We start from the raw sequence: 19490 nt of genomic DNA, 5'->3' as shown, positions 1-19490 counted from the left end.
TGACTGTTAATTAAAAGCCACAAGGACGTGGCAAACAAACATATTCAAGGAGGAATTTGTAATGATTATTAACAACAATATTGCGGCGATGAACACTCATCGTCAAATGGGAATCAACCAAAGCGAACAACAGTCAGCTATGGAAAAACTATCTTCAGGTATGCGAATTAAACGTGCTGGTGACGACGCAGCTGGTCTATCAATCTCAGAAAAAATGCGTGGTCAAATCCAAGGTTTAGAGCAAGCAAGCCGTAACGCACAAGATGGAATTTCAATGATCCAAACTGCAGAAGGTGCGCTAGATGAAACACATAACATCTTACAGCGTATGCGTGAACTAGCAGTACAATCTGCGAACGATACAAACGTAGAAGAAGATCGCGCAGCACTACAAGCTGAAGTGGAAGAATTAGAAGCTGAAATTGATCGTATTGCTGAAAACACTGAGTTTAACAGCCAAGAGTTATTAGATGGTACTCTTGATGAAGCTGTATTTCACATTGGTGCTAATGAAGGTCAAAGCATTGAACTTTCAATTGAAGATATGAGTGCAGAAGGTGTTGGAGTAGAGGAAATTGACATCTCCACACAAGATGCCGCAGACGCAGCAATTACAACTATTAATGAAGCAATTGAAACTGTTTCTGAACAACGTTCAAGCCTTGGTGCTGTACAAAACCGTTTAGAGCACACAATTTCTAACCTAGACAACGCATCTGAAAATCTATCAGCTGCAGAGTCTCGTATCCGTGATACTGATATGGCTTCTGAGATGATGGAAATGACTCGTGCTAACATTTTATCTCAAGCTTCACAATCAATGTTAGCTCAAGCTAACCAACAACCACAGTCAGTCTTACAATTACTCGGTTAATTTATAAATAAAACCACCTTTCATAAAATTGAAAGGTGGTTTTTATTATTTTGGTTTCCAAATAATATGTCGGAAGATCTGTACAATTTTAACGTTACCGTATAGGGTGGATGATTTTTAGCTGTTCCGTTGGTATCAGGTGAATCACTTTCGGTGGAAGCTTTCACTGAAACGACTAGAGCCTCCTCGACCCAAAAAAACGGGGTTTCATGGAATCTTTAAACATGTGCGTACCGTGCGTACCCGCCAGACTTTTCGCGGATATCAAAGCTTTTAAACAATAAACACGCATGCTCCTAATTTGTTAAAGTTTACTTAGGTAAACAAAAACAAAAGGTAAAAATTGCGTGTATATTTATATCCATAATTAATGTGTATTTTGAATTAATGTATATCTTGGTATAAATAGTCAAGTAGTAATTTGATTGAATTATTTGATATTTGATAATTATCAAATATCCCTGTGTGATTAAGAGAGAAAACATCAATAAAATGTATATTAAGGTTTTTATCTAAAGCGAAGCTTAACTCAACATTGTTTAAAGACAAATTTGTATGGCTTGTTATAGTGTGGCAATAATTAATTGCTACTTCCTCTACTTTATGTTTCAACTGTTTGAACTTATAATGATCAAGAAAATTCTCATAATAGTTATCTAAGGAATTATAGAAGTTGTGTTTGTTACTAATGGTTGTAAAGATATTAGAATCAGGATTAGTGATAACACTTTGGTTTACTACCTTCCAATTATTTAGTTGATATTTTGACATTTGAACATTAATTGAATTGGTGTAAAATTGATTAATATTATTGTCAAAGGGATAAATGATTAATTGGTGATCTTTCATCAAATCCTGTAAATAATGTTTTGTAGACAATTGGTTTAAAATGGTATCAAGATTGTTGCTTTTAATTATATAATCTGAATTTTTTAGTTTTTCAATATAAATTAAAAATTGTTTATCTTTACTAGTACAACGTATGTATAGTTGTTTTCTTATATTTAATAATTCATTTATGTCTTTGAAATTTTTAGGTGCCACAAATTTATTTTTCTTTTTATTATCATCAAGACAATGAATAATATCTTCAAAGTAAAATTTATCATTAATAATAGGTATAGTGCTAAATTCATCATATAATTCTTTTAGGTGTTTAGATTCTTTGTTTAGAACTAAATCGTAAATTAGGTTTGGATAAGGGACGATGTATTCTTTCCACTCTCTATTTTCAAAGAAATAACCTCTAATTAGGCTTTCATCCATATCGATATCTTTAGGTGAGAAATAAAATAAATCAATTCTATATTGTTTTGCTAGTAAGAAGAGAGTTACTAAATTGTCGCTATTAGAACTGTTGTCTATAAAAACACCAACTAATTCATTCTTATTTTTATAATAGTTAGTGTTTGTTTTGCGTGCATCGAAATAACCTTTATCTGTATTTTTATTGTTGAATTCATTAGTAAAGAAGATTTGATTTTTAGCTAAATAACAACAATAATCTATCAGAGTATTTGCTCTTTCAACTTCGTGGCCTTTTGTTTGTGGGCCCATATTAGCTTCGTGTAACCAAAAGCGTTCGTTTTTATCAATTGTAATATCTAGACCAGTTTCTTCAATTGCATAACCATATAATTTATCTATGTGTTGTACTAAATTGTATGATAGATTAATTAAATTTTGTTTGAATTGTTTAGACCTTTCGCCAAACTCCCCTTTTAGGAATTCATCCGTATCAATTACATTCTCTCCATCTCTATAAATTTGTATTTGTATACTATTTTTATTCCCAATTCGAGGGTACATTTTGGTTAAAGACCATTTACCTTGGCCATTTTTCTGCATGTGAATTCTAAAATCAAAAGGTTGTCCATCTTTTGTTAGAGACTCTATATATTTTTGGATCATATATTGAGAACTATTTTTAAGGATATTCGTGTAAAGCCAATCCTTTAATTTATTTTCACTGTAAATTTCAGACTGGTCATCTCTAGATATTTTATATTTGTTCTTATCTTTTTTTTCTATAAAGTAAATATTCTCGCCACGTGCACCTGCAACTGGTTTTATTACTCCTTTATCATTCTTTGATAAGAATTCAAAAAAGATTGAAGTGTCAGTAATGATTTTGAAAGGAGCTAATAATTGCGCATATGTCCGTTGCTTAACCATTTTTTTTGGTAAGTCAAATTTGTTTCCAAAAAGAAATGATGTAAATGGGATCATACGCCTAAGTTTTCTTTCGATCCGTGATTGCTTATGTATAGGGTTTTTAGAGATATTATATATAACATCAGGAAATTGACACTGAACTTGCTGCCATTCTGTTTCTGTTTTATATTTAGCATTAATCACTTTATCACTTAGGTTAACGTCACTATCTGTAAAAAATATCGTTCTGCAGTTTTTCTTTGTTGCTGCATCTAGCATTGCATTTAAGCGCTCTTCTAAGTAAAAGTTAGCAGGGTTTTCTTGGCTGTGGTATATACCAATAGTAATTGATTTGTCCCTTTCAGGTAATGTAGATTCGATGTGTTTAATTATGATTTTGAATTTTGGTTTGAAACTAAATTGAATTATTTCATAAATCTTATTAGTATAATTTTGCTCAAAAAGCTCTGTTATTAAATTTGCAGACTGGATGACATGCTCAAAATTCTTTTTAATTTCATCATATAATTGTTCGTCTTTGACTAATGATTTTTGTATAGAGTTTATGCCTTCAACTATTGTACTAAAAATATAAATTGACTCTTGATTAATCTTTTCTTTTTGAATTGAACTTATAAGATTATCAGATGCTTCAATTATTGTGTAAGATATATTGATTATTTGTTCTTTTTCTTTAATAGTTAACAAATCTTATCACCTCTTAATTTAATTAAGTATTATATCGTCAAATTCAGGTTAAGGTTAAGTATGCATCTAATAAAAATACTTAGTTTAACTAATTATATAGGCTGTAGTTATCTATTTTAATTGTGGTCAGTCATTAATTGTAAGGGATTAAGTTCCTGAAAAACTATCATAATAAATTAAGTTCTAATATTTAACTTAATTTATTTCTTGTCGATATTAAGTATAGATAGAATTATAAGGAGTTGTCATTGATGAATATCGACCAAGTATTATCAAATACTCAACTCCTGCAGCGGTCGGGGGCGACGGAAGTAAATTCAACTGAGAAGGTTCACAAAGCGAAACCGAAATTGCAGGCGATGAATGATGAAGCGAATGGAAGAAGGAATTACCCAGAACAAGAAATGACAAAAGAGCGGGCTAATGAATTGGTAGAAGGCTTAAATGAATTTTTAGAACCTGCCGATACATCCATTCGTTATGAGGTTCATGACAAATTGGAACGATACTACATTTCTATTGTTGATCAAGAAACTGATGAGGTTGTAAAAGAAATACCGCCAGAAAAGTTGTTAGATGTATATGCGGCGATGGCTGAATTTATGGGATTCATAGTTGACGAAAGAATTTAAATATAGGTGGTGAGATTAACATGATTTCAAATAATATGAGAATGACAGGATTCGCTTCAGGGATGGACATTGGTCAAATGGTTAATGATCTAATGGAGGCTGAACGTCAACCTTTACAAAAAATGAAGCAGGACCAGTTATGGCTAACACAGCAGCGTGATGCTTATCGTGAAGCTAATGCGAAAATGTCTGAGTTTGAATCAATGTTTTTAAATATGCGTATGTCGTCAACTTACAACTCAACAAAGGCGACGTCTTCATCTGATGCTATTTCTGTATCGGCTAGAAGTGATGCAGATGAGGCAAATTACCAGGTCGATGTAAACCAATTAGCAACAGCTGCTGTTAATATTGGTGGTGCTGATTTAGATTTAGAATCAGAAGTTGGAGAAGATTATGCTGGTGATCACACGTTTTATACCTACGACGAAAATGGTGAAGAGCTCCCTCATACTTTAACTTTAGAGGCTGATGATACAATCGAAGACGCGCTAAGTAAAATTAATGAAGCATCCGACGGTGCAGTTAGAGCATTTTATAATGAATCATCAAATCAAGTGTTTGTAGAACGTACGGAAACAGGTGAGTTTAACGAGGATGGTGCTGAGATTGGATTTGACGATAACACCATCTTTACTGATATGTTCAATTTAGACGAAGCCAACGAACAAGGTGGTCAAAATGCTGAATTTACTTATAACGGAGCGGAGTTAACATCAAGAGATAATACTTATGAGTTGAACGGTGCTACACTACAATTCCATCAAACAACTGATCAAGCAGCTACCATTTCCATTGAACAAGATATTGACGGTGCGGTTGAAGAGATCACAAACTTTGTGGATAAGTACAATGAGTTAATTGAATATATGAATGAAAAAACTAACGAACCGCGTAACCGTGATTATCCACCGTTAACAGACGAGCAGCGAAGAGCAATGTCTGAAAGCGAGATTGAACTGTGGGAAGAGCAGTCTCAAAGTGGTGAGTTAAGGGGGGATGGAATTCTGCGTGGTGCCATTTCTGGAATGCGTTCTGCGTGGTATGAGTCAGTAGATAATGAGGATAGTGAATTTAGCTCAATATATGAAATTGGTATTACGACAATTAGTGCTGTTAATACACCTCAAAACGACCAAGGTAAATTAGAAATAGATGAACAAGAGCTACGCAGAGCACTAGAGGAAGACTCTGAAGGCGTTTATCGTATGTTATCAAGCCGAGCAGACGATGAGTCACGTGGTGTGTTAAGTCGTGTTAAGGATTCACTTGATAACTCGATGGACCGTATTACCGATCGTGCTGGCCGAGCAACTCAAACAGATCACCAATATACTATGGGCCGTGAGTTAATGAACATGACTGACCGCATGGCTAACTTCGAACGTCGTATGCAACAAGTTGAAGAACGTTATTGGGATCAATTCAATCGGATGGAACGTGCGATGCAAGAGGCGAACAATCAATATGCCCAGATGCAATCAGCTATGGGCGGCATGGGCGGTATGATGTAATTTAAGGAGTGATATTAATGGCTTATGGACAAGCCTATCAAGCTTATCAACAAAACTCAGTTTCAACAGCTTCACCTGGTGAATTAACGTTACAGCTTTATAATGGTTGTATTAAGTTTATTAAGCTAGCGAAAACGGCTATTGAAAAAGAAGATATTCAAAGTAAAAACGAACAATTGCAAAAAGCACAAAAAATTATCGCAGAACTTATGGTCACGTTGAACCCTGACTATGAAATTACAAATCAACTCTTGCCACTTTACGACTACATTAACTACTGTCTTCGTGAAGCGAATATTCAAAACGATGTAGCCAAGTTAGACGAAGCGCAAAAGATGGTTGAGCAACTTCGTGACACATGGAAGGAAGCGATTAAGCTTGATCGTCAAAACAAATATGGAACTAAGGCTAAAGCATAATGTCACAGGTTAAAGCATTATATACTTTAACGAAGCAAATGCTTGATCGTTTTAAGCAAGCTGAACAGGTCGAGCGTGAACAGCTCATTAATGAGTTTGATGAGTTCGTTCAGAAACGCGGTCAAGTGATTGAACAGTTAAGTGGTGAATATACTGAAGAAGAAAAGCGAATTGGTGAAGAGACGTTAAAGATTGATCGTGAGTTGCAACAACTTGCCGATCAGTATATGAAAAACTTCCAAAAAGACTTTGCTAGCTTTAAGAAAAAGCAAGTAACGAACAAAAAATATATTAATCCTTATCAAAACCTCCAGGGCAATGATGGTAGTTTTATTGATAAGCGGAATTAGAAAGAGCTTTCCTATTATTGGAATGCTCTTTTTTGTTTAACCACCTTTAGATTAGGGGTATTTAAAATCTATAAGTCTTATTTTTAGGTGGTTACGATGATTCACATTGAGTCGTTAAAATGGCAAACTTTCAATATTATTAAACTGAACCCACCGAAACCTACAGTCGGAAAGTTTTTTGACGTCTTTTTAATCTTGTTAATCACTGCAAATATTGTTACGACTGTTCAGCGTTACTTGATGCCTGAGATGTACGCTGCTTGGGAAGATTCTATTTTTGTTTTAAAGCAGTTTTCACTAGTTTTCTTTACGTTAGAGTATATTTTACGTATTTGGACTGCTGTCTATAAAGCGGGCTATGAGCATCCTGTTAAAGGCCGCATTAAATATATGTTTTCACTTTATATGGTCATTGACTTGCTGGCGATTATTCCGTTCTACTTTTATCAACTAGATTCGTTCATCCTCAGGATGTTACGTGTCTTTAAGATGCTGAAGTTGTTGAAAGTGATGCATTTCTTAAAGGAGATCGTCGAATACAATTTAGGAAGGTCTAAGTATCGAAATTATCGTGAAAAATATGATGCAAAATGATTTCTATGTAGGTGAAATTCGACGCATTTCGACTTCGACAAAAAATTCTAAATTTTTTATGTGTTTGAGAAGGAATAATTAAGGGTAACGTTGAATATAACCTACATAGACGAAAGGAGGACTTGCATATGATTTACAACGTGAGAGGGGAAAACATCGAAGTTACAGATGCGATCCGAGAGTATGTAGAAAAGAAAATTGGCAAGTTGGAGCGTTATTTTGAGACGCCGCCTGCTTCAGATGTCCATGTGAACTTAAGTGTTCATAACATGGAGCAGAAGATTGAGGTGACAATCCCAATGCCAAACTTATTATTAAGAGCAGAGGAGATTCACACCGATTTGTATGCAGCTACAGACTTAGTCGTCGATAAGCTGGAAAGACAGATTAGAAAATATAAAACAAAAGTCAATCGTAAGTTCCGTAACCAAGGAGCTCCGAAATATGTATTTGCTGAAATGGAGCAAGAGGCTTTAAATGGTAGATTAGAAGTGGAAGACGATTCAATTGATATCGTCAAAAAGAAACAGTTTGACTTAAAGCCGATGGACGAAGAGGAAGCAGTTCTACAGATGGATATGTTAGGCCATGCTTTCTACGTCTTTGAAAACTCCGAAACAGGTGATACAAACGTCGTCTATAAACGTAAAGATGGTAAATATGGTTTAATCGAACCGAACGCGTAAACATATAATTGAAGAGGCCCGAATTTCGGGTCTCTTTTTTTATGACTTTTATGGCTAGGTGCTCAAAACTAAGTTCGAGATGCTCAAAAACAAGGGCCAGATACTCAAAACTAAGTTCCAGATGCTCAAAATTCAACTCAAGATCCTCAAATCAAATGTTCTACACCTTTAGTTTCGATACAACCTACGATAAATCCAAATTTTTTCAAAAAATTTTCCGCGCTATAACTTCAATTTCTTAAGCTAAATCAGTCCAACTAAACAAAAATCCCTCAGAAAACTCATTTTCCAAAAAACTCTCCAATTTGAAGGGGGCTACCACCCCTCAAATCCCTATGATATAAATATAATTGACAAGATCATAAAGGGGGAATACGAGATGGAAAAACAACAAAATTGCCTCACCTGTGTTAACTTACGAAATCAAGTAGAACGCCAGAGTGATTTGATTTCTCAGTTAATGCGAATCGTTGCAGCTACTAATAAAAAAGTAACGATGTTGGAACATGACATATCAAATGTAACCTCCGAACCCAATGCAAATTATTCCTATCCCAATAAACCCTCATGTCGAATAAATCAATAATCCGCCTTTATGGTCTTGGTTATTTGATTCAGGCTGATTTAATTTAACCACCGCCTACACTAAGTCAGCCTGAAACATTTTTTGACATATTTCCTCGTAGTTCTTCATATTCTGTTAGTTGTCATGACTGTTTTGATAGTGTTATCATTATAGTTGGATTGTTGTAAACAAGAGGATACGAGGTGCAAATTCATGAAGCAAATGTTAACTAAAGTTTTTGGGGATTTAAACGAGAAACAATTAAAGAAACTTCGTAAAAAAGCAGATCAAATTGAAGCTTTAGAAATTGATATTCAAAAGTTATCTGATTCAGGACTGCAAGCGAAAACAGCAGAGTTTAAAGAACGTTATCAGTCTGGTGAAACATTAGATGATTTAATGGTTGAAGCGTTCGCGGTTGTCCGTGAGTCAGCAAAGCGTGTTTTAGGAATGCGTCCATACTATGTACAGCTGATCGGTGCGATTGCTATTCATAATGGCGATATTGCTGAAATGAAAACAGGTGAAGGTAAAACACTTGCCTCTACAATGCCTGCTTACTTAAATGCTATTTCAGGTAAAGGTGTTCATATTATTACCGTAAACGATTACTTAGCACACCGTGACTCTACTGAAATGGGTGAGTTATACGATTGGTTAGGTCTAACTGTAGGTCTTAACACAAATGACCTTGATAAAGATGAGAAGCGTGAAGCTTATAGTTGCGATATTACGTATGGTACTAACAATGAGTTTGGTTTCGACTACTTGCGTGATAACATGGTGCTTTATAAAGAAAAACGTGTACAACGTGAACTGAACTTCGCGATCGTCGATGAGGTTGACTCGATCTTAATTGACGAAGCACGTACGCCACTTATTATTTCAGGTTCACAGAAAAAATCTCAAACCAATTATTTACAAGCGGATTCGTTTGTTGAAACACTAAAAAATGAAGAAGATTATACTTTCGATGAAAAGTCACGTAACGTTCAGTTAACCGAAAATGGTATTACGAAGGCTGAGAAGTTCTTTAACATCGAGAACCTATATGACTTAGATCACGTCTCTTTAACGCACCATATTAACCAAGCATTAAAAGCGCGAGTCGTTATGCAGAAAGATACGGATTATGTCGTAGATGAAGGCGAAGTTGTCATTGTGGACCAATTTACAGGACGTCTCATGAAAGGTCGTCGTTACAGTGATGGTTTACACCAAGCGATTGAAGCTAAAGAAGGCTTACAAATTCAAAAGGAAAGCATGACTTTAGCGACGATTACGTTCCAGAACTTCTTCCGTATGTATAATAAGTTAGCTGGTATGACAGGTACAGCTAAAACTGAGGAAGAAGAGTTCCGTAATATTTACAATATGAACGTTGTGGCGATCCCAACGAATGAACCAATTGTCCGTGATGACCGTCCAGATTTAATTTACAAATCAGTAGATGGTAAATATAAAGCAATGGTTGAAGATATTAAAGCACGTTACGAAAAAGGGCAACCGGTTCTAGTTGGTACAGTTGCTGTTGAAACGTCAGAGTTAATTGCAAAAATGCTTAAAAAAGCTGGCGTTAAACACAACGTCTTAAATGCGAAAAACCACTTTTCAGAAGCAGAGATTATCCAGGAAGCAGGTAAAAAAGGGACTGTAACGATCGCTACAAACATGGCAGGTCGTGGTACGGACATTAAACTTGGTGACGGCGTGAAAGATCTTGGTGGTCTTGCTGTTGTTGGTACTGAGCGTCACGAATCACGTCGTATTGATAACCAGTTACGTGGTCGTGCAGGACGTCAAGGTGACCCAGGTGTGTCACAGTTCTATCTTTCAATGGAAGATGAGTTAATGCGCCGGTTCGGTTCGGAACGTATGCACTCGATGATGGAACGTTTCGGCTTAGAAGATGACCAGCCAATTGAAAGTAAAATGGTATCTCGAGCTGTAGAATCAGCACAAAAACGTGTTGAAGGTAACAACTTCGATGCACGTAAACAAATCCTTTCTTACGACGATGTATTACGTGAACAGCGTGACATCATTTATGAACAACGTAATGAAGTAATCGAATCGGACAATTTACGTGATATTATCATGGGCATGATCGAGTCAACAGTTAAACGTAACGTAGAACTGTATACGCAAGATGAAGAAGAAGAAAATTGGGAGCTTGATAACCTTGCTCAATTCTTGCACGCAAACGTACTAGAGCAAGATGAAATTTCCGGTGAGGACTTCAAAGGTAAAGAGCCAGATGAAATGGTTGAACAAATCATGGAGATTGTAAAGAAAAAGTATGACCAGCGTGAACAAGAGCTAACAGAAGAACAAATCCGTGAGTTTGAAAAAGTTATTTTACTTCGAACGGTTGACTCGAAGTGGATGGATCACATTGACCAAATGGACCAACTAAGACAAGGTATTCACTTACGCGCTTATGGTCAGACGAATCCGTTACAAGAGTACCAAATGGAAGGCTTCTCTATGTTCGAGGAAATGATCGCTTCAATCGAACAAGAAGTTGCGAAATATGCGATGAAAGCACAGATTCGTGAAAACTTACAACGTGTTCAAGTTGCAACAGGTACTCAAGCCGTTGCTGGTGGACGACCAAAAGAAGAAAAGAAACGTCAGCCAATCGTAAGGAAGAAAGAAGTCGGGCGAAATGAGCCATGCCCGTGTGGTAGTGGTAAGAAATATAAGCAATGTCACGGTGCTTAAAATTCAAAACCTTATCCATTCTCATGAGTGGATAAGGTTTTATTACATTATGTGACGGTTGAATTTTCCAATTTGTAACTAAATGTTCGTTTTTAGTCGATTTATAAATGGTATAATACGGGTAGAATATAGAGTAGAGGTGGATGTTTTATGGAACTAGCAGATATTCGTAGTGAACTTAATCAACTGCAAAAGCGATTAGACAACTTCAGGGGGTCTCTTTGACTTAGAGGGTTATCGTAATCGTTTAGCTGAGCTTGAACAAATGATGACAGAGCCGAATTTTTGGGATGATCAACAGAATGCCCAAAAAGTGATTAGTGAATCGAATAGTTTAAAAGAGCTCGTCCAAAACTTCGATCAAAATGAAGAAGCAATTGAAAGTTTAGAAGTATCTTTTGAATTAGTGAAAGAAGAGAATGATGAAGAACTTTTTGAAGACTTAAAAGAACAATTAAAATCAGTTTCAGCTGATTTAAATCAGTTTGAATTGAACATATTACTAAGTGAACCGTATGACCAAAACAATGCGATTATTGAAATTCACCCAGGTGCAGGCGGTACAGAAAGTCAAGATTGGGCAGAGATGCTTTTAAGAATGTACAAACGTTATGCAGAGCGTAAAGGTTTTAAACTGGAAACGCTTGATTATTTACCAGGTGATGAAGCAGGAGTCAAAAGTGTAACCCTTTTAATTCAAGGTCATAATGCTTATGGTTATTTAAAAGTTGAAAAAGGTGTCCACCGTTTAGTTAGAATTTCTCCTTTTGATTCATCAGGACGTCGTCATACCTCATTCGCATCTTTAGATGTCATGCCAGAATTTAATGATGATGTTGAAATTGACGTTCGAAATGAAGATCTAAAGGTTGATACGTATCGTGCTAGTGGTGCAGGTGGTCAGCACGTTAATACGACTGACTCAGCCGTGCGAATAACACACGTGCCAACGAACACAATCGTGACGTGCCAATCAGAGCGTTCGCAAATTAAAAACCGGGAAAAAGCAATGAAAATGTTGAAGTCTAAACTTTATCAGCAAGAAATTGAAAAACAACAACAACAATTGGATGAAATTCGCGGTGAACAGAAAGAAATCGGATGGGGAAGTCAAATAAGATCTTACGTTTTCCATCCGTATAACATGGTAAAAGATCACCGTACTAACGTTGAAAATGGGAATACGCAAGCGGTTATGGACGGTGAATTGGATCCATTTATTGATGCCTATTTACGTTCAAAAGTAGATGGATAACTTCTGAACGTTTAGGAAAACATAAAAGTAACACTAACAGGAGGTCATGAAACAAATGAAAAAGAAATTATTTGTCGGCCTATTTGGCTTAATGATGGTAGTAGCTGCTTGTGGCGGCGGTGGCGACGACGGTGCTAATGGAAATGGCGGCGACGACACAACTGCAAATGAAACAGCAGCAGGTGAAGAGCTTTATCAGCAAAACTGTGCAAGTTGTCACGGTGGTGACTTAGGTGGTGGTGCTGGACCTGGACTAGTTGATGCTAGTGACCAGTACGACCAAGATGATATCGTATCAATTATTTTGGAAGGATACGGTAGCATGGCTGCTGTAGCAGGTGTAAGTGAAGCCGAAGCAGAAGATATTGCTGATTATGTATTAGAACAGTAAGGGGCAATGAGAAGGATTTTTCCTTCTCATTGTTTTTTTATTCCACAATTTTTACCTCTTTAATTCATCATTGGTAAGCTTACCTATAAAACCCTTTTCTTTTACAATCACCCCCTTCATCTATTAACTAAATGAAAAGAAAATGTAATATAAATTGGGCAGTATATTTTGGCGAATAATGTTATAATACAAATACTAGATTAAGAAATTCTATTAAAAAAAGACATAATAGCATGAGATATGATAAAATAATATAATAAAAAATCAAATATTTCGACAATTTACTTTAATTGAGACATCGTAGATTTGCGATGTCTCGATTTGGAATGGACAAGCTATAAAGTGAATACAAAATGTTGCAATGCAGCAGGAGGACCAAGGTGGATTACTATGATCGAGATGAACAATGTTTATAAAGTTTATGAAAATGGAGTTACAGCTTTAAATGGTATATCAACAACCATCGATAATGGTGAGTTTGTTTATGTCGTTGGTCAAAGTGGTGCTGGTAAATCATCTTTCATTAAATTGATGTATCGTGAAGAAACGCCAAGTAAAGGTCAAGTAAAAATCAACCATGTAGATATCGGTGACATGAAAGATAAGCAAGTCCCTTACTTACGACGTTCAATCGGCGTTATTTTCCAAGATTTTAAATTGTTGCCGAAACTAACAATCTATGAAAATGTAGCCTTTGCGTTAGAAGTGATAGAAGAAAACCCGAGAAAAATTAGACGTCGTGTCATGGATGTTTTAGACAAGGTTGGCTTAAAGCACAAAGCGAGGTTTATCCCGGCTCAGCTATCAGGTGGTGAACAACAACGTGTTGCTATTGCTAGAGCAATAGTTAATAACCCTAAAATTGTTATTGCCGATGAGCCGACAGGTAACTTAGACCCAGATACGTCGTGGGAGATTATGAGAATCTTTGAAGAAGTCAATGCGAGTGGTACGACAGTGATTATGGCAACACACAGTAAAGAGATCGTTAACAAGATTCGTAGACGTGTTATTGCTATGGAAAATGGTCAAATCGTAAGAGACGAGCATCGAGGGGAATACGGATATGAAGATTAGTACATTAAAGAGACATTTTAAAGAAGGCGCAAAAAACTTAATTAGAAATAGCTGGATGACAGTAGCAGCAGTTGGTGCTGTGACAACGACATTAGTATTAGTAGCAGCATTTTTAATGCTAATGCTAAATCTAAATCAAATTGCAGACAACATTGAATCAGATGCAGATATTCGTGTGTTTATAGATTTAAGTGCTGAGGAAGACGATATTGACGAGTTAGGTCAAAATATCGGTGATCTTAATAGAGTTGAGGAGTTTTATTTTTCTTCAAAAGACGATGAGCTTGAATCTTTAATTGAAGACTTAGGTGAAGATGGGGAAGCTTGGGAACTTTTCGAACAAGACAACCCGCTGAATGATGTTTACGTTGTCGAGACGTACGAAGCAGAAGACCTAGCAGGAGTCGCTTCAACAATAGAAGGCTTTTCAAACGTTGATGACGTTGATTATGGAAGTGAGACAGTAGACCGACTCTTACAATTTAACCAATATGCTAGATATATAGGAATTACATTTATTGCAGCGTTATTATTGACGGCTATTTTCCTAATATCTAACACAATTAAGATGACAATTACAGCAAGAAGAGACGAGATTGGCATTATGCGATTAGTCGGTGCGAAGAATAGCTTTATTCGTTGGCCATTCTTTGTTGAAGGAATGCTAACAGGTGTTATTGGTGCAGTGATCCCGATCGCGCTTGTACTTGGTGGTTATCACTTCTTGTATATAAACTTAAACGATCGATTGAATTTTCAGTTCGTTGAGTTATTACCGTGGAACCCATTTGCATGGCAACTTTCACTCATGCTATTAGCAATCGGTGCCTTTATCGGTATTTGGGGAAGCGTGATGAGTGTTCGTAAGTTCTTAAAAGTTTAACTAAAAAAATCACAACAAATACAAAAGGGGAGAAACCAAGTTGACGAAGAAAGTTATACCGTTTTTAACTTTGATTCTAGTAATTGTCGGAGCGCTAATGTTTTCAGATTCCAGTTCGGTCGAAGCTAATCAGTCAGTAGAAGATATTGAGAAAGAATTAGATGAAGTGCAGCAAGAACGAGAGAATGTTTCTAATGAGATTGATAGTTTACAGCAACAGATCCGTGAACTTGAAAATCAACAAGATGAAACAGAAGACGAGTTAGATCGTATTGAAAATGAAATTGAACAAGCTGAGTTAGAAGTCCGTCAAAAAGAGCTTGATATTGAAGAGACTGAAACAGAAATCTATCTATTAGAAGCTGAAATTCAAGAACTAGAAAACGAGATTCAAGAACTTGAAGCAGAGATCGAAGAACTAGAAGAAGAAATCTCTGATTTAGAAGAAGAAATTACTGAAACTGAACTTAGAATAGAACAACGTGAAGCGGTTCTTGTCGATCGACTGAGAACACTACAACGTAATGGTGGTTCTGTAAGTTATATGGAAGTCATTCTAGGTTCTAGTGATTTTGGTGATTTCGTAAGTCGTACTGCAGCTGTAAGTAAAGTGATGGATCAAGACCAAAGTATTATTAACCAACACTTTGATGACAAGCAATTTTTAGAACAAGCAAAAGTACAAGTTGAAGAAAATAAAGAGCAAGTTGAAGAATCGAAAGAAACAGTTGAAGGTAATAAAGAAACAGTTGAAGCGAATAAAGCTAATTTAGAAGATAAAAGGCAGACGTTAGTCGCTCAAAAAGGGGAGCTTGATCAACTAATTGCTGGCCTTGATGAGAGAAAACAAGAACAGCAAGTAGTTCTTTCTAACTTACAAGAGGAGCAGGAAGAGTTAGAAGAGTATCAAGTTTCACTTTCTGAGGAGCAAGATATTTTAGCGGCTCGTGAACGTTCTTTAGAAAACCAAAAGCAAGACGCTCAATCAAACCCAGCCAATACTCAAGCTGGTGGTAGTGGAAAGTTTATTACGCCAATGAGTGGTTATTTAACGTCTAACTTTGGCCCACGTTGGGGAAGAAGCCACTTTGGTGTTGATATGGGTAACATTAATAACCCAACAACACCAGTTTATGCAGCAGCAACAGGTGAAGTTTATCGAGTTGTTTCTGGATGTGTTGTCGGTGACCGAAGCTGTGGTGGCGGATACGGAAATGTTGTATACATGACGCATTATATTGATGGTCAAGCTTATGATACGGTATATGCTCACTTATCATCTGCTAATGTTAGTGTAGGTCAAACTGTCCAACAAGGTGATCAAATTGGTAATATGGGTAACACTGGTAGCTCTGGTGGCCCACACTTACATTTTGAAATTCACCGTGGATCTTGGAATAATGCTAAGTCAAATGCAGTAGACCCACTAAATTACATCAATGTTCAATCACGCGGTCAATTTAATTCTCAATAAATCTTACCTTTTACTAAAAGAGGAAATTATAGTAGTATAAAAGCATCGCACAATGTTCGTGTGATGCTTTTATGCTATTTATTTAGCTATTTTTGTTTAGGTGTAATTTTGAGTATAGTAGAAATTCACATCAATATACTTAATTATAGTATTTTTTATACTAAATCTGTAAGCGTTTGCTGAGGTGATTAATTTTGAATATGAGTAGGAAATTTGTTCTTTTATTAGTTTTGGTAGCCTTTTTAGTAGGGGGAGCGATCTCAGCGACTGCAATGAGTTTTCTTGCTGATGAAGGTGAACCACAAGTAAAGGAAGAAGAGCAAGAAGAAGTAGAAGTGCCTGATGATGAAATTCATAGTGATGTGCAAGAAGAAATAAGTGAAGAGTTCACTAAAATTGAGCAAGTGATTTCGATGTTAGATGAGTATTATATACGAGAAGTTGATGTTGATTCTTTATATGAAGGTGCAATTGAAGGCGTTGTTAGCTCGTTAGATGACCCATTCAGTGAGTATATGGATGCTGAAATGACAGAGCAGATTCACCAGCTGAGGAATCAGGGGTTCGCCCTAATGATCGTATATTAGCTGTTGATGGCGAATCTGTTGAGGATCATACGGTTAATGAGGCTGTTCAACTCATTCGTGGTGAGAAGGGAACAGACGTTGTATTAACGATTGATCGTCCTGGTGAAGATGAATCATTTGATATATCGATCACAAGAGACACAATTCCATTAGTTACTGTTCGACCACATGTAGAAGAGGTGAATGGTCAAACAGTTGGTGTGTTAGAAATTAGATCTTTCGGTGAAGGAACAGCTGAAGAGTTCGCTGAAGAGCTAGCTTACCTCGAAGACGAAGTTGGAATTGATGGATTAGTCTTAGACGTAAGAGGAAATCCTGGTGGGTTATTTGACGCGGTTGAAAACGTATTAACTCACTTCATGGACGGCGAGGAAACGTATGTTTACACAGACCGTCATGATATGGAACCAGAACCATCTACACTAGATGGGCAAGGTGTGAAGGATTACCCAATCTCAGTCTTAATTAACGAAGGTAGTGCTAGTGCATCAGAGATTTTAGCTGCCGCCCTTAATGAAGTTAACGGTTATGAAGTCGTTGGTGAAACGACGTTCGGTAAAGGAACAGTACAACAGACGATGCCTTTAGATGGCGGCATGTTGAAAATGACGGTGTTTGATTGGTTAACACCAGATGGAAATCGAATTGAAGGTGAAGGTGTTGACCCAACCGTTGAACAAAGACAACCAGAATACTTCTATTCAACGCTAATTCAATCTGAAGAACCATTAGAGTATGACATGAACAATTCCGAAGTAAGAAAGCTGCAACTTATGCTTGAAGGCCTAGGCTATGATATTGACCGTACGGATGGTTACTTTGATGAAAACACTGTTGAAGTAGTTGAACAGTTCCAGTCTGATGAAGGTTTAGATGTGACAGGAGTCGTTGATGAAACAACTGAAGAACGAATTGAAGAGTTGATTTTAGACGCGGTAATGGAACCAGAAAATGATCTACAATTACAGCGTGCCATTGAAGTATTGTTTGAATAAGCTTGGTTTAAATAGATGACTCATCTGTTGAGTCATCTATTTTTACTCAAAACATATGCAGGATTTTGGCTTGAATATAGAGAATTGTTTAATACAGTGCACCAGTGCGATTGGGGGGATTATGTATGTGGATTGAATGGTTGATTGAAATAGGCTATGCTCTACTGTGGTTATTCGCACAACCAGTACTATATGTAGCGATCATATTATCATTTTTAATTGGAAATAGAAGAATTAAAAAAGACCGTAAGCAATTCGGTCACCGAGTGTTTCCATTCCACGCAGAATGGAAAGGGACATGGCTGTTAGGGTTTCTTATTGGCATCATTGTTTCAGCAAGTATTGTCTTAACTGGATTGTTTATGACTTGGGAATGGTTAATCGTCTGGTCCGCCGTCATCATTTTACTAATGTTAACTGGACAAGTTGCATTACTTTCCCCTGTTTACACATTAGGGTTATCTATTTTGGCTGTATGGTCTGTTGGGCTATTTGAAATACAAGTGATCAATGAGGCTTTTACAACTGGTTTATTACAAGTCGACTTAATGGCCATGATTTACTTAATGTTAGTTCTCCTCATTGCCGAGGTCATACTTATTGCAACAACGCATCGTAACAGATCATTCCCTCGACTGCAAAAAGGTGATCGTGGTAAAGACGTTGGTGCCCATCAAGTGACACGACTTATGTTCGTTCCACTATTGATTCCTTTGCCAATTGGCTCACTAACGTTAAGTGAGCAGCTTACTTGGTGGCCTGTGTTTGGTTTAGATGGAGCTGGAATGAGTTTTATAATCTTTCCTTATATAATAGGATTCTCACAAAGGTTTATCGGTCTATTTAGTGAGCAGGGAGCTAAACGTATTGCGATTACGTTATTTCCGATAACTCTATTATTGCTAGGAGCAGCAGTTGGGGCATATAACACGCTTTACCTTGGTATGATTGTCGTAGGAATAGCTTTATTAATGAGGCCATTAACATCGATTATTGTTCGTCAATTCGATGTTGAAAGACGTCCAATTTTTAGACCAGAATCTGATGGAATTACAATCGTTGGTGTTGTACCAGGTTCGCCAGCAGACGATATGGGCTTAATGGTCGGGGAAAAAATTGTCCGTGTACACGATGAGCCAGTCCAAAATGAATATGAGTTTTTCGACGTCATGACAGAACATCGAACATATTGTAAATTAGCCGTACAAGATTTGAGTGGTGAAACGAGGTTTGTCCAAAGACCGATCTATGAAAATGAAGATCATGAGCTTGGCTTAATCTTCGTAAAAGAAACACCACGTTTCACGTTAGAAACTTCAGAGACGATCGAAATAAGCTAATATAAAAACCATAAACCTCGCGTTGAATGCGAGGTTTATTTGTGTTTAATTTTAACTGTCTAGGAGTGAATGTCGGACGAGGGTGCATAATTGTCGGACGAAGCGAGGTTAATGTCGGACGAAGCAGTGTTAATGCTGGACGAGGGTGCATAATTGTCGGACAAAGCAGTGTTATAAGGTTAGTATCAAAATTGGACACACTCTAAGGCAAAATGTTTCCATGAAATTAAGTCTAGAAAAGGTAGGGGTAATTATGCCAGAAAAAAAG

Annotated in this window: 18 protein-coding genes; 17 read left to right on the top strand and 1 reads right to left on the bottom strand. The window is 36.7% G+C overall.

Annotated features, from left to right (window positions below; genetic code table 11):
• Positions 1 to 61: 61 nt before the first annotated feature.
• Positions 62 to 874, top strand: coding sequence for a flagellin N-terminal helical domain-containing protein (locus J2R98_RS13475; protein WP_307069856.1), 813 nt, complete (start codon positions 62 to 64; stop codon positions 872 to 874).
• Between the two features lie 384 nt (positions 875 to 1258).
• Here the strand turns inward: J2R98_RS13475 and J2R98_RS13470 are convergent, their stop codons facing one another.
• On the bottom strand, positions 1259 to 3736 hold the full coding sequence (locus J2R98_RS13470; protein WP_307069854.1) for a YheC/YheD family protein: 2478 nt from the start codon (positions 3734 to 3736) through the stop codon (positions 1259 to 1261).
• A gap of 251 nt (positions 3737 to 3987) precedes the next feature.
• Here J2R98_RS13470 and flaG point away from each other — a divergent pair, with 251 nt between their 5' ends.
• The 16 genes from flaG to J2R98_RS13390 all read left to right on the top strand — a co-directional run bounded on the left by flaG (position 3988) and on the right by J2R98_RS13390 (position 19222).
• Entirely contained in the window at positions 3988 to 4368 is a 381-nt protein-coding gene (flaG, locus tag J2R98_RS13465; protein ID WP_307069852.1) for a flagellar protein FlaG, read from the top strand.
• A 20-nt stretch (positions 4369 to 4388) separates the two neighbouring features.
• The gene (gene fliD, locus J2R98_RS13460) at positions 4389 to 5882 is read left to right on the top strand and encodes a flagellar filament capping protein FliD (RefSeq protein WP_307069849.1); all 1494 of its coding nucleotides are present in this window, start codon (positions 4389 to 4391) and stop codon (positions 5880 to 5882) included.
• A gap of 17 nt (positions 5883 to 5899) precedes the next feature.
• On the top strand, positions 5900 to 6301 hold the full coding sequence (fliS, locus tag J2R98_RS13455) for a flagellar export chaperone FliS (protein ID WP_307069847.1): 402 nt from the start codon (positions 5900 to 5902) through the stop codon (positions 6299 to 6301).
• Entirely contained in the window at positions 6301 to 6651 is a 351-nt protein-coding gene (fliT, locus tag J2R98_RS13450) for a flagellar protein FliT (protein WP_307069845.1), read from the top strand. Before fliS ends, fliT begins: the two co-directional genes overlap by 1 nt.
• 96 nt (positions 6652 to 6747) lie before the next feature.
• Positions 6748 to 7245: an ion transporter gene (locus J2R98_RS13445; RefSeq protein WP_307069843.1), complete on the top strand. Its 498-nt coding sequence runs from the start codon at positions 6748 to 6750 to the stop codon at positions 7243 to 7245.
• Between the two features lie 128 nt (positions 7246 to 7373).
• Positions 7374 to 7931, top strand: a complete 558-nt coding sequence (gene hpf / locus J2R98_RS13440) for a ribosome hibernation-promoting factor, HPF/YfiA family (protein ID WP_307069841.1) — start codon at positions 7374 to 7376, stop codon at positions 7929 to 7931.
• Between the two features lie 379 nt (positions 7932 to 8310).
• Positions 8311 to 8517 (top strand): hypothetical protein, encoded by a 207-nt coding sequence (locus J2R98_RS13435; RefSeq protein WP_307069839.1) that lies wholly within the window; start codon positions 8311 to 8313, stop codon positions 8515 to 8517.
• Positions 8518 to 8709: 192 nt separating this feature from the next.
• A complete protein-coding gene (gene secA, locus J2R98_RS13430; RefSeq protein WP_307069837.1) occupies positions 8710 to 11220 on the top strand; it encodes a preprotein translocase subunit SecA in 2511 nt (836 codons plus the stop codon).
• A 150-nt stretch (positions 11221 to 11370) separates the two neighbouring features.
• Positions 11371 to 12475 (top strand): peptide chain release factor 2 gene (prfB, locus tag J2R98_RS13425; protein ID WP_307069835.1). Its coding sequence is split into 2 segments (ribosomal slippage): positions 11371 to 11442 and positions 11444 to 12475, totalling 1104 coding nucleotides; the frame shifts between segments, so codons are not numbered across the junction.
• Between the two features lie 55 nt (positions 12476 to 12530).
• Positions 12531 to 12866: a c-type cytochrome gene (locus tag J2R98_RS13420; RefSeq protein ID WP_307069833.1), complete on the top strand. Its 336-nt coding sequence runs from the start codon at positions 12531 to 12533 to the stop codon at positions 12864 to 12866.
• Positions 12867 to 13256: 390 nt separating this feature from the next.
• The gene (gene ftsE, locus J2R98_RS13415) at positions 13257 to 13943 is read left to right on the top strand and encodes a cell division ATP-binding protein FtsE (protein WP_307069831.1); all 687 of its coding nucleotides are present in this window, start codon (positions 13257 to 13259) and stop codon (positions 13941 to 13943) included.
• On the top strand, positions 13933 to 14826 hold the full coding sequence (gene ftsX, locus J2R98_RS13410) for a permease-like cell division protein FtsX (protein ID WP_307069829.1): 894 nt from the start codon (positions 13933 to 13935) through the stop codon (positions 14824 to 14826). The genes ftsE and ftsX overlap by 11 nt, the downstream gene beginning before the upstream one ends.
• Positions 14827 to 14866: 40 nt before the next feature.
• The gene (locus tag J2R98_RS13405) at positions 14867 to 16300 is read left to right on the top strand and encodes a murein hydrolase activator EnvC family protein (protein WP_307069827.1); all 1434 of its coding nucleotides are present in this window, start codon (positions 14867 to 14869) and stop codon (positions 16298 to 16300) included.
• 200 nt (positions 16301 to 16500) lie between these two features.
• Positions 16501 to 16887, top strand: a complete 387-nt coding sequence (locus tag J2R98_RS13400) for a S41 family peptidase (protein WP_307069825.1) — start codon at positions 16501 to 16503, stop codon at positions 16885 to 16887.
• Positions 16881 to 17882 (top strand): S41 family peptidase, encoded by a 1002-nt coding sequence (locus J2R98_RS13395; RefSeq protein ID WP_307069902.1) that lies wholly within the window; start codon positions 16881 to 16883, stop codon positions 17880 to 17882. The genes J2R98_RS13400 and J2R98_RS13395 overlap by 7 nt, the downstream gene beginning before the upstream one ends.
• 125 nt (positions 17883 to 18007) lie before the next feature.
• Positions 18008 to 19222 (top strand): PDZ domain-containing protein, encoded by a 1215-nt coding sequence (locus J2R98_RS13390; protein ID WP_307069823.1) that lies wholly within the window; start codon positions 18008 to 18010, stop codon positions 19220 to 19222.
• Positions 19223 to 19490: the final 268 nt, after the last annotated feature.

It is taken from the genome of Alkalibacillus filiformis (genome assembly GCF_030814115.1).
Lineage (GTDB): Bacteria > Bacillota > Bacilli > Bacillales > Alkalibacillaceae > Alkalibacillus > Alkalibacillus filiformis.
This window is presented reverse-complemented; position numbering and strand designations above follow the sequence as displayed.